The organism is Phyllobacterium sp. 628, assembly GCF_014189505.1.
GTDB lineage: Bacteria > Pseudomonadota > Alphaproteobacteria > Rhizobiales > Rhizobiaceae > Phyllobacterium.
Genome location: NZ_CP050300.1, coordinates 84128 through 95152, shown reverse-complemented (window position 1 = coordinate 95152; position 11025 = coordinate 84128). Strand labels below are relative to the sequence as shown.

Annotated in this window: 11 protein-coding genes and 1 pseudogene; 6 read left to right on the top strand and 6 right to left on the bottom strand. The window is 54.9% G+C overall.

The window, feature by feature from the left end; translation table 11 throughout:
• Positions 1-7 precede the first annotated feature (7 nt).
• Positions 8-838: an IclR family transcriptional regulator gene (locus HB779_RS00455; protein WP_188342403.1), complete on the bottom strand. Its 831-nt coding sequence runs from the start codon at positions 836-838 to the stop codon at positions 8-10.
• Between the two features lie 168 nt (positions 839-1006).
• Between HB779_RS00455 and gcl the strand changes: the two genes are divergently transcribed.
• The 3 genes from gcl to HB779_RS00440 are packed head-to-tail and all read left to right on the top strand — an operon-like array spanning position 1007 to position 4517.
• The gene (gene gcl / locus HB779_RS00450) at positions 1007-2788 is read left to right on the top strand and encodes a glyoxylate carboligase (RefSeq protein ID WP_188342402.1); all 1782 of its coding nucleotides are present in this window, start codon (positions 1007-1009) and stop codon (positions 2786-2788) included.
• Between the two features lie 24 nt (positions 2789-2812).
• The gene (hyi, locus tag HB779_RS00445; protein WP_188342401.1) at positions 2813-3628 is read left to right on the top strand and encodes a hydroxypyruvate isomerase; all 816 of its coding nucleotides are present in this window, start codon (positions 2813-2815) and stop codon (positions 3626-3628) included.
• A 4-nt stretch (positions 3629-3632) separates the two neighbouring features.
• Positions 3633-4517 carry a 2-hydroxy-3-oxopropionate reductase gene (locus tag HB779_RS00440; protein WP_188342400.1) on the top strand — a complete coding sequence of 295 codons (885 nt, stop codon included), beginning with the start codon at positions 3633-3635 and terminating at the stop codon, positions 4515-4517.
• 69 nt (positions 4518-4586) lie between these two features.
• On the opposite strand, the gene HB779_RS00435 is transcribed toward HB779_RS00440, so the two are convergent.
• Positions 4587-4751: a DUF1127 domain-containing protein gene (locus HB779_RS00435; RefSeq protein ID WP_188342399.1), complete on the bottom strand. Its 165-nt coding sequence runs from the start codon at positions 4749-4751 to the stop codon at positions 4587-4589.
• 177 nt (positions 4752-4928) lie between these two features.
• On the opposite strand from HB779_RS00435, the gene HB779_RS00430 reads away from it, so the two are divergent.
• Both HB779_RS00430 and HB779_RS00425 read left to right on the top strand, forming a co-directional pair.
• Positions 4929-5597: a response regulator gene (locus HB779_RS00430; RefSeq protein WP_188342398.1), complete on the top strand. Its 669-nt coding sequence runs from the start codon at positions 4929-4931 to the stop codon at positions 5595-5597.
• Entirely contained in the window at positions 5587-6999 is a 1413-nt protein-coding gene (locus tag HB779_RS00425) for a sensor histidine kinase (RefSeq protein WP_188342397.1), read from the top strand. Before HB779_RS00430 ends, HB779_RS00425 begins: the two co-directional genes overlap by 11 nt.
• 33 nt (positions 7000-7032) lie before the next feature.
• On the opposite strand, the gene HB779_RS00420 is transcribed toward HB779_RS00425, so the two are convergent.
• The 3 genes from HB779_RS00420 to HB779_RS00410 form a co-directional block, all read right to left on the bottom strand.
• A complete protein-coding gene (locus tag HB779_RS00420; protein ID WP_188342396.1) occupies positions 7033-7911 on the bottom strand; it encodes an ABC transporter permease in 879 nt (292 codons plus the stop codon).
• Positions 7912-7926: 15 nt separating this feature from the next.
• Positions 7927-8745, bottom strand: coding sequence for an ABC transporter ATP-binding protein (locus tag HB779_RS00415; protein WP_188342395.1), 819 nt, complete (start codon positions 8743-8745; stop codon positions 7927-7929).
• A 105-nt stretch (positions 8746-8850) separates the two neighbouring features.
• On the bottom strand, positions 8851-9867 hold the full coding sequence (locus HB779_RS00410) for an ABC transporter substrate-binding protein (protein WP_188342394.1): 1017 nt from the start codon (positions 9865-9867) through the stop codon (positions 8851-8853).
• Positions 9868-10058: 191 nt separating this feature from the next.
• Here HB779_RS00410 and HB779_RS00405 point away from each other — a divergent pair, with 191 nt between their 5' ends.
• Positions 10059-10448, top strand: coding sequence for a hypothetical protein (locus HB779_RS00405; RefSeq protein ID WP_188342393.1), 390 nt, complete (start codon positions 10059-10061; stop codon positions 10446-10448).
• Between the two features lie 4 nt (positions 10449-10452).
• On the opposite strand, the pseudogene HB779_RS00400 reads toward HB779_RS00405, so the two are convergent.
• Positions 10453-10915: pseudogene (locus HB779_RS00400) on the bottom strand (Lrp/AsnC family transcriptional regulator).
• Between the last annotated feature and the right edge of the window lie 110 nt (positions 10916-11025).

The following is an 11025-nucleotide window of genomic DNA, read 5'->3' as shown; positions in this document are numbered from 1 at the left end:
TCCCGGCTTACAATTCAGCTGGCCGCTTGCCGCCCATTGCCTTGGTCAAGGCATCGGCCGTGCGTTGAACAATGGGACCGAACACGCTCAATTTGTCCCTGGGTAAACGAACCGCGGGGCCAGAGATCGAAATCCCGGCAATGGCCTCACCATATTCATTGAACAGGGGAGCCGCTATGCAGCGCATGCCGAGTGTGTGTTCCTCATCATCGATGGACCAGCCCCGCGCCCGAATTTCCTGAACATCTTTCAACAGGGCGGGCAGCGTGTCGAGTGTGTGGCTGGTGAAATGGTCAAGGGACTTGCCGCTGAGCACCTGCCCGATATCCGTATCCGACCACGTCGCAAGGATCGCCTTGCCAATGCCCGAGGCATGGATTGGTCCGCGACGGCCCGGACGAAAAAAGGCGCGCATCGGAGCGTGGCTTTCAATCTGGGAGATAAAGACCACATCACCATCGTCTTCGATGGCAATATTGGCAGTTTCTCCGCATTCATCCATCAATTGCTTGAGGAATGGGCGGCTGATTGCTCCCAGTTTGCGATAACGCAGAAAAGCATTGCCGATTTCAAAGCTGCGCACACCAATCGTCCAGTTGCCGGTTTCCTGATCGTGCGCGAGCATTCCGTGGTTTGCCAATGATGTCAGCAGCCGGTGAACAGTGGATGGCGCCATACCTGTCCTTTCAGCAAGGTCGCTGAGGGACGAGCCGTCATTGTCGGCAATGATGCTGAGAAGATTGAGACTGCGATCCAGAACCTGAACAGAAGACGGCATGGCGTTGGCACCGGCCTTGCGGCCCCGCTTGTTTTTTACTGGAGAGGTTTGTTCGGCCATGCGTGTGTGTTCCCGGTCTGCGTATCCCTCCCTTGGCATAGCCGTGCCGATTTCATTTTACCAGTTTTATTGAAAATGTTTATTTCCATATAGTGAGATTAATTTCCATAAGTGTATTGATGGAAGAGAATTTTGGATTATGCTTCCAATAAATATGGAGGAATGATCATGACCAAAATGCGTGCTGTTGATGCTGCAGTCCTTATCCTGGAGAAGGAGAGGATCAATTGCGCCTTTGGTGTTCCCGGCGCGGCCATCAATCCTTTTTACTCCGCGTTGAAAGCCCGCGGTTCGGTTCGTCACATTCTGGCACGCCATGTCGAGGGTGCCTCGCACATGGCCGAAGGTTATACCCGCGCCAGTCAGGGCAATATCGGCGTATGTATTGGCACATCCGGTCCGGCCGGAACAGATATGATCACCGGGCTCTATTCGGCGTCGGCCGATTCCATTCCGATCCTCTGCATTACCGGACAGGCGCCCCGCGCCCGGCTCGACAAGGAAGACTTTCAGGCGGTCGATATCGCGTCCATCGCCAAACCAGTCACCAAATGGGCCGTGACAGTGATGGAGCCAGGCCTGGTGCCCTACGTGTTTCAGAAGGCTTTCCATATTATGCGGTCAGGCCGTCCCGGACCCGTTCTCATCGACCTGCCGGTTGATGTTCAGCTGGCGGAGATCGAATTTGACGCCGATACCTACGAACCTCTGGAAGCGTACAAACCCGCAGCCACCCGGGCACAGGTTGAGAAGGCGTTGACGATGCTGAATGCGGCAGAGCGGCCGTTGATCGTCGCGGGTGGCGGCATCATCAATGCGGATGCATCTGATCTTCTGGTTGAATTCGCCGAAATTACCGGTGTTCCCGTCATCCCGACATTGATGGGGTGGGGGACGATTCCGGACGATCATCCGCTGATGGCAGGTATGTGCGGCCTGCAAACATCGCATCGCTATGGCAATGCGACCATGCTTGCATCGGACTTTGTGCTTGGTGTCGGCAATCGCTGGGCCAATCGGCATACGGGCAATGTTGCGACCTATACGGAGGGGCGCAAATTCGTCCATGTGGATATTGAGCCAACGCAGATCGGGCGGGTCTTCGCTCCAGATTTCGGTATTGTTTCCGACGCAGGAAAAGCACTGAAGCTGTTTCTCGATGTTGCGACCGAATGGAAAACCGCCGGCAAGTTGCGTGACTGGTCAAGCTGGGCGGAGGAATGCCGTGAGCGCAAGCGGACCATGCTGCGCAAGACCCATTTCGATCAGACGCCGCTGAAGCCGCAACGGGTCTATGAGGAAATGAACAAGGCCTTTGGCCGCGAAACCTGCTACGTCACGACAATCGGTCTCAGCCAGATCGCAGGCGCGCAGTTCCTGCACGTTTACAAGCCGCGCAACTGGATCAATTGCGGTCAGGCGGGCCCGCTTGGCTGGACGCTTCCAGCAGCACTCGGTGTTCGGGCAGCCGATCCTGACCGGCCGATTGTTGCCCTTTCCGGCGATTATGATTTTCAGTTCATGATCGAGGAACTGGCAGTCGGCGCGCAGCACAAGCTTCCCTATCTGCACGTGGTGGTCAACAATTCCTATCTCGGACTGATCCGTCAGGCGCAGCGTGGCCTCAACATGGATTTCGAGGTCAGCCTGGCCTTCGACAACATCAATGCCAATGGTGATGCGGAAGCTGGTTATGGAGTGGACCACGTCGCTGTTGCCGAAGGACTGGGCTGCAAGGCCATCCGTGTTCGCAGCCCCAACCAATTCGCCGATGCATTCGCACAGGCGCAGGCCCTGATGAAAGAACATCAGGTGCCGGTCGTCGTCGAGTTCATTCTCGAAAGGGTCACGAACATCGCGATGGGCGCGGACATCAATGCGGTCGTGGAATTCGAAGACCTCGCTGAAAAAGCGGAGGACGCCCCCACTGCTGTCGCCGCTTTCAACTAACGCAATTTATGAGGAGGGCGAACCATGCCCAAATTTGCTGCCAATCTGACAATGCTTTTCAATGAAGTTCCGTTTCTGGAGCGCTTTGCCCTTGCAAGCAAAGCAGGCTTCGAAGCCGTCGAATATCTGTTCCCTTACGAGTACGGCGCCACTGACCTCAAGCAGCAGCTGACCGACAACGGGCTGGTTCAGGTGCTGCACAACCTCCCGGCGGGAAACTGGGCGGGAGGGGAGCGCGGCATTGCCGTGATGCCGGACCGGATCGACGAATTTCGCCGCGGTGTCGGGACCGCTATCGATTATGCCACAGAGCTTGGCTGCAAACAGATCAACTGCCTTGCCGGTATAGCACCGCACGGCTTGCCGGATTCTGTCCTGCGCACAACGCTGGTGCATAATCTTCGCCTGGCTGCCGGTGAACTGGCCAAACATGATATCCGTTTGCTGATCGAGCCGATCAACACCTACGATATTCCCGGTTTCTATCTGAACACCGTTGAACAGGCGGCTTCAATTATCGATGAAGTCGGCAGCGACAATCTTTTCATCCAGTATGATCTTTACCACCAGCAGCGCACGCGCGGTGAGCTTGTGGCCACCTATGAACGCCACAAGGATCGCATCGCGCATATCCAGCTCGCCGATAATCCGGGCAGGCATGAGCCCGGCACTGGCGAGATCAACTACGGCTTCATTTTCGAAGCCCTCGACCTTGCCGCTTATGATGGCTGGATTGGCTGCGAATATAAACCCAAAACAGAAACACAACGGGGACTGGGCTGGTTGAAGGAAATTTCAGCAGCACAGAATTCTGCAGATATTTTGAGAATGAGGAGCTGAAAATATGGCCGATATCGGTTTTATAGGATTGGGCATCATGGGAACGCCAATGGCGCGTCATCTGCAGGATGCCGGGCATGATCTCTACACATCGAAGTTCTTTATCCCGCCGCATCAGGGTCTGGTCGACAACGGTTTGAAGATTGTCGAAAGCCCGAAAGCTCTGGCTGAGAAAACGGACATCATTATCCTGATGCTGCCGGATACGCCGGAAGTCAAAGATGTTCTGTTCGGCGAAAATGGTGTGGTCTTCGGGCTTAAACCCGGCAAGCTGGTTATCGACATGAGTTCGATTTCGCCGATTGAAACCAAAGAATTCGCCAGGAAAATCCGCGAAACCGGCAGCGAATATATCGATGCTCCCGTATCGGGCGGCGAAGTGGGCGCCAAGAACGCGACGCTCAGCATTATGGCTGGCGGTGAACAGAGCGCTTTTGACCGTGCCTTGCCGCTGTTCAAGCTGATGGGCAAGAACATTACGCTGGTTGGCGATTGTGGCGATGGGCAAATTACCAAGGTAGCCAACCAGATCATCGTAGCGCTGACCATCGAGGCCATCGCTGAGGCGCTGGTTCTGGCGTCGAAAGCGGGTGCTGATCCTGCGCGGGTGAGGGAAGCATTGATGGGCGGCTTCGCATCATCGCGCATTCTTGAATTGCATGGCGACCGTATGATCAAGCGTACGTTCGAGCCGGGCTTCCGGATATCGCTGCATCAAAAGGATCTTAACCTCGCGTTGCAGAGTGCCAAGACGCTCGGTGTTTCACTGCCAAACACTGCAGCAACGCAGGAGCTCTTCAACAGCTGTGCAGCCAATGGCGACAGCGGTCTTGATCATTCCGGTCTCGTGCGGGCATTGGAACGCACAGCCAATCACGAAGTGGCATAGCCGTCAGAAGAAACAGAAAAGGCGCCACGGATTGCGGCGCCTTTTCTGACATCAATGAAATGATCAGGGCTATTGTTTGGAGGTGGCCCGGCCGAAAGAGCGGACTGGAATACCCAGCACGCCGGTCAGGGGATCTATGCCGAGATCGACAAGCTGGTCCGATGGCAAATGGTTGAGTTCTTCGATGGTGCGACGCGCATTGCGCCACGCGATATAACTGCGATAAATATTCATGTTTTTTCTCATTCTCTGTTCGCCAAATGCTTGGTGAAGAGACTGCATTGTGCCTTTTGTCCGCCAAACCCGGTAGAACGTTCGACCGGAGACATTGCCCGATCCTCCTAAAGTTTGAGATTTTGCGGCACGTTACGGCATTGGTGAATTGCTGGTGCCATAGTATAAATTGCGTCAATGCGGATACTTCTCGTTGAAGACAATCGTGAACTTGCATCCTGGCTCGGCAAAGCGCTGCGACAGGCGCAATATGCTGTCGATACGGTGCATGACGGCGAGGATGCCGAGCACGCGCTTCAGGTTGCAGATTATGCGCTCGTCATTCTCGATCTTTCCTTGCCGAAAATGGACGGAATGACCGTGCTTCGGCGGCTGCGCAAAAGCGGAAACGCCGTGCCCGTTATTATTCTGACTGCGAATGCCAGTCTTGGCGGACGTGTCGCCGGACTGGACGAAGGGGCTGACGATTATCTCGCCAAGCCATTTGAAATTGCCGAACTGGAGGCCCGCATCCGCGCCCAACTGCGTCGCGGGAACAATCGTGCCAATCCGGAAATTTCGATGGGTGAGTTGCTGTTCGATGGCCGAACGCGGCAATTTTCGCTGGCGGGAAGCGTGTTATCGCTAACCCCGCGCGAACATGCTGTTCTGGAGTATTTGATGGTGAAAGCGGGAACGACGGTCAGTAAAGCAACCCTGTCCGAAAGTGTGTTTGGTTTCAATGATCTGGCCGATCCAAGCGCCATAGAAATATACGTTCATCGTGTACGCAAGAAACTCGAGGGAAGCTCGGTGAAAATCGCGACCTTGCGTGGCTTGGGATATTTGTTGCGCCATGGCGAATGACAATACCACTCTGCCACGTTCAAACTTGGCTCGCCTCTGGAAGCGATTGAGAGAAAGTCTGCGGGTTCAGCTTCTCGTCTGGATCATTCTTCCACTGATCGGGGTGATTTGCGTCAACCTGCTGCTGAGTTTTCAATCCGCCGATACGACAGCCGATCTTATCAACGACCAGATGCTGCTCGCCTCCGCCCGTACCATTGCTGAAGCGGTGATGGTGGATGCCAATGGGACCATCCAGGTTGATATTCCTCCAGCAGCACTCGAAATGTTTGATACTGGCCATGGTGACCGGGTTTTTTACCGTGTGATCACGGCATGGGGCAGCCTTGTTTCCGGCGTTGCCGATTTGCCGGAGACCAAGAAAGATCAATCGGCAGAGGATCTCAATTTTCGCGGCGATCCTGTGCGTGTCATGACGCTTAATCACCCGGTGGTGGGTCTAGCCAAAGATGCGGAAATTTCGGTGTCTGTTGCCGTGACATTGAACAACGAAAAGGCAATGCGGCAGAGATTATGGCTTTCAGATTTTACAAAACAACTTCTGCTCGTTCTGGTCACGGGCTTTGTTGCCATTGTCGGTCTGCAGCGCGGGCTCGCTCCGGTGCTGCGTTTGCGCGATGCCGTGCGCGAACAGGGACGGGAAAAACTTGATCCTTTTTCTCCGGAGAATGTGCAAAGTGAGCTGCGTCCCCTAGTGCATGCACTCAACGATTACATGGAGCGGGTGCAGAGCCAGATGGCGGCACAAAGGCGCTTTGTTGCCAATGCGGCCCATCAATTGCGCACTCCTTTGACGCTGGTCGCAACGCAGGCAAGCGTTGCAGCGCGTGAACAGGATAGTAACAGCCGAAACGAGGCATTGCAGGCGTTGCGTACAAGCACCCAGCAATTGACGCGGCTGGCAAGCCAGCTTCTGACCTTGTCCCGTGCCGAACCCGGCAGCCGCCGGCCACGGCATGACAAGATCGATCTGGCTGCTGCTGCGCGGCAGGTTCTTGAGACCTTTACGGAAACGGCGTTGCAACGACAGATTGATCTCGGGCTCGATGTGGATGAGCCATGCCGTGTTGAAGGTGATGGTCCCATGCTGTCCGAAATGATCGTCAATCTTGTTGACAATGCACTCCGTTATACGCTGCCCGGTGGAACAGTCACGGTGAGTGTTTCCAGACACGGCGCATGGGTATTGCTGCGTGTCGAGGACAATGGACCGGGTATTCCGGATCAGGAAAAAGAGCAGGTACTCGAGCGCTTCTATCGCATTATTGGCACGCAAGCCGAGGGCAGCGGGTTGGGGCTGGCGATTGTCAAAGAAGTCGTAGAGCGAGCGGGAGGAACCGTTGCTTTGACAACGCCCGTCAGTGGGGGCTTGAATGTTGAGGTCAAACTGCCAGCCGCATGAAAAAGGCCGGATCGCTCCGGCCTGATTGTCAGTCTATTGCATGTCGTTCTGTTGTTGCGGCCGCCATTTGGCCAGCCGGTTTTCAATCAGCGTCATGATAACCTCGGCGATAAGGGTCACAATCATCACAAGAATGATGGCTGCATACATGCCAGCGGCGTCAAACGTGCCCTTGGCGATGGAAATGAGCTGGCCGATGCCGAAACGTGCGCCGACGAACTCGCCGACAATGGCGCCGATGATGGCAAAGCCGAAGCTCACATGCAGGCTCGCAAAAATCCAGCTCATGGCAGACGGGACGATCACCGTCCGCGTCACCTGCCAGTTGGACGCACCAAGAATTCTGGCATTGGCGATCATGTTGCGGTCGGCTTCCCGTACGCCCTGAAAGGCGTTGGCGAACACCACGAAAAACACCATGATGAAGGCCAGAGCGACTTTGGATGCCAGCCCGAGGCCCATGATCATGATGAAGATCGGCGCCAGAACGACACGCGGGATCGAATTGATCGCCTTGATGTAAACCGAAAAGATATCCGACAGGAACTGGTTACGGCCGAGACCGATGCCAACCAGCACACCGGCGACCGAGCCGGTGACGAAGCCGATCAGGGCCTCTTCCATCGTTACCCAAAGATTGAACCAGAGCGAGCCTTCGGCGGTTCCCTCGGTTATCCATTCATACAGGCGTGCAATGATGCCGCTTGGGCTGGAGTAGAAAAACGGGTCTATCCAAAGCTGATTGGAAGCCAGTTCCCATATGCCGAGAATGCCAACCAGAATAACGATCTGCCAGAAGAAAACTGCGCGTTTGCGGCGCTGAATGACTTTGAATGCAGCCGCTTCGATTTCGGCATCGGACGTTCCGGCGCGGAAAATGGGCGCGGTGCTGTCGAGGGGGGTATCTGTCATAATGTCTCCTCCGATTCAGGCTGCCTGGCTGGCGCGGCGATAACTCGTTTCCACTTCGTCGCGCAGATCCTCCCAGATCGTGCGGCAATATTCGATGAAGCGGGGCTCGTAGCGGATGTCGGCAACGACACGCGGCCGTGGCAGGTCGATGGGATAAACTGATTTCACCGTTGCCGGTCCGGCGGTCAGCACATAGACCTTGTCGGCGAGCGCAACCGCTTCCTCAAGATCGTGGGTGACAAACACAACCGAAGCCTTGCGCTCCGCCCAAAGACGCAGAAGTTCCTCATGCATGACCGTACGGGTCTGGACGTCCAGCGCCGAGAACGGTTCATCCATCAACAGGATTTCGGGTTCGTTGATGAACGTCTGGGCGAGCGAAACACGCTTGCGCATGCCGCCTGACAGCTGATGCGGATAATGCTGCTCAAAGCGGGACAGCCCAACCCGGGCGAGCCAATCCTTGGCTGTCCGCTGGGCTTCTGCTGCAGATTTTCCGCGGAAGAGTGGCCCGGCCATGACATTGTCGATGACATTGCGCCAAGGGAACAGGGCGTCTGTCTGGAAGACAAATCCAACCCGGGGATCGATACCGTTGACCGGGCCGCCCATGAGACGCACTTCACCGGCGCTTGGCTTGGCGAGGCCTGTGACAAGGTTGAGGGTTGTGGACTTGCCGCAACCGGTGGGGCCGACGACGGCGACGAATTCGCCGGGTTCAACAGTCATGTTGAAATCGCGCAAGGCGGTAAGAGACTTGCCCGTTGGCGAGACGAAGCGGCGGCTGACATTGATCAGCTCAATGGCTGGAGCCTGAGATGGATTTTGTTGCATGGCAAAATACCTGACGCGTGCTGAATAACGGGCGTGCACGCAATGCCCGATACCAAAGGATATTGCTTCCAGTCACCGAGACTGGAAGCAATAGGACCGGAAAAATTATTTGGCAGCTTTTACAAATTCGGAAGTGTAAGTCTTTGAAAGATCAATCTGCTTGCCTTTGACATTCTTGGAGAAGCTGGACAGCACATTCAGTACGGTCTGCGGTCCGTCTTCCGGCATCACGCCGTCAGCAGTAAACATGCCTTTGCCGTCGGCGAGTGCTTTCACATAGCCTTCCTTATCGCCAACGTAAAAATCCTTTGGCATTTTGTCAGCAATATCATCCGCACTGTGGGTGTTGATGTACTTCAAAGTCTTGACGAAGGCGTTGGCAAGTTTCTGCGTCGTTGCCTTATGTGCTTCAACCCATGATGTTTCCATGTAGAGGGATGCCGCAGGATAAGTACCGCCGAGTGCAGCACGCGTGCTCTCAACTGTTCGCATATCGATCAATACGCTTGCTTCCTTAGTTTTGAGCATACGCGAGATCGTTGGTTCGGTTGTCATACCTGCCTGGATCTTGTCCTGTTGCATAGCGGCGATGAAGGTTGCTCCGGCACCAACAGGCACCGATGTAAATTCACCAGGCTGCAAGCCACTTTTAAACGCCAGGTATTGCGTGAGGAAATTGGTGGAGGAGCCAAGCCCGGTAACACCCAAGCTCATGCCTTTGAAATCCGCAGCTGACTTGATCTGGGGATGTTTTGTGGAAACCAGCTCTACTTCGCCCGGCGCCTGACTGAACTGAACGATCGATTCAATGAGCTTTCCCTTGGCCTGAAGGTCAATGCAATGATCGTAGAAGCCGACAACACCTTGAACGGCGCCAGCCAGCAACTGGTTTTCAGCGTCAACGCCAGCCGGCTCATTGAGCAGTTCAACCTCAAGGCCCTCATCCTTGAAATAACCGAGAGCTTCGGCGAGTTTTGCGGGCAAATAGATATGCTTTTCATAGCCGCCGACCATGATTGTTACTTTGTCATCCGCGTGGGCCGGGGAGATGCCGCCAAAAGCGCTGGAGGCCATGAGAAGAGCAAAAGAAGCTGTGTGAAAAAGCGAGCGTGAAAGGGTCATTGTTCCGTCCTTGATTTGGTTTCCCGCATCCTGAATTCTTGTCACATTTGAATGTGTTTTTTGTGGATGCCTGAACACTCTAGACGAGCGAACCTTTCAGTCAGCTTTCAATCGGAAAGCGGCGAATTTTGGCTCATCCCGTGTGTGCAGCGGTCGTTGTGAAAAGCGCCGTCTCATAGTATTCAAGCCCTATGCCGATGAATGTTGAAGTCTCGCACCATATCGACGCCTCAGACCCAGAGGCTGATGGGTCTTACGACTATTATTACGAGTACGATGTCTATACGTTTTCAGACGGGTCGTTTTCCTATTTTGTGCGCTCCTATGTGGATCAGCCCGAACGGGCGGCTTTCATGTCCGGACTGAAGGGCACGCGCGGGTTTCATCTTGAGGCCCGGCATCTTCGTACGCGGCTGTTTGCTGACGCGGTTGCCTATCTGCATCTTGCCGGCAAGACAGACCTCAACTGGCTGAGCAAGAGAAAGGGTGATTATCTGCCGATCTCTGATCTCGATGAACCGGGCTTTGCAAGACTATGGCGACGGCTTCAAACTTTGCTTATGCGCAAGGCAGCGAAGTAACGGTTTATCCGGCCTCCATACCCGTTTCGCCGGCAAGCCGGTCGATATCGCGGCGCAGGATGATTGATGTTGTGACATCGTCCACTTCCGGCAGTGTCGCTACCTTGTTGCGGATCGTATTGAGATGATTGATTGATGGCACCTCAACCTCGACGATGAGATCGAGCTGTCCGCTGACCGAAGAGACGCGCCTGACTTCAGGATAGGCGGCGAGCTTATCCAGCACGCCAAGCGACGGAGTGCGTACGAGACTGATAAGCAAAAACGCACAAATGAGTCCTTCATTCAGCTGGCCGATATCGGCGCGATAGCCGCGAATGACACCCGACCGTTCGAGAAAAAGAATGCGCTCACTGGTCGCGCTGCGGGATAGACCGATCTTTCCGGCGAGGGTTTTGAGCGGGAATCTTGGCATCCCGTGAAAGGATGCTCAAAATGTTCCGGTCTTTTTCATCCAGTTCTTTCATCGCCCGCTCTCTCCCCGGCAAAATGCCGGTTAAAGCCGTCTTTACGACGGCCAAACCGGCAGATTAACGGATGCCCGATTTTTGAGCTCATGCCAAGCTCCAACAAAAGG

Coding starts and splice junctions, on each gene's coding strand:
- HB779_RS00455 (WP_188342403.1), bottom strand. CDS start 838: ATGGCCGAACAAACCTCTCCAGTAAAAAACAAGCGGGGCCGCAAGGCC.
- gcl (WP_188342402.1), top strand. CDS start 1,007: ATGACCAAAATGCGTGCTGTTGATGCTGCAGTCCTTATCCTGGAGAAG.
- hyi (WP_188342401.1), top strand. CDS start 2,813: ATGCCCAAATTTGCTGCCAATCTGACAATGCTTTTCAATGAAGTTCCG.
- HB779_RS00440 (WP_188342400.1), top strand. CDS start 3,633: ATGGCCGATATCGGTTTTATAGGATTGGGCATCATGGGAACGCCAATG.
- HB779_RS00435 (WP_188342399.1), bottom strand. CDS start 4,751: ATGAATATTTATCGCAGTTATATCGCGTGGCGCAATGCGCGTCGCACC.
- HB779_RS00430 (WP_188342398.1), top strand. CDS start 4,929: ATGCGGATACTTCTCGTTGAAGACAATCGTGAACTTGCATCCTGGCTC.
- HB779_RS00425 (WP_188342397.1), top strand. CDS start 5,587: ATGGCGAATGACAATACCACTCTGCCACGTTCAAACTTGGCTCGCCTC.
- HB779_RS00420 (WP_188342396.1), bottom strand. CDS start 7,911: ATGACAGATACCCCCCTCGACAGCACCGCGCCCATTTTCCGCGCCGGA.
- HB779_RS00415 (WP_188342395.1), bottom strand. CDS start 8,745: ATGCAACAAAATCCATCTCAGGCTCCAGCCATTGAGCTGATCAATGTC.
- HB779_RS00410 (WP_188342394.1), bottom strand. CDS start 9,867: ATGACCCTTTCACGCTCGCTTTTTCACACAGCTTCTTTTGCTCTTCTC.
- HB779_RS00405 (WP_188342393.1), top strand. CDS start 10,059: ATGCCGATGAATGTTGAAGTCTCGCACCATATCGACGCCTCAGACCCA.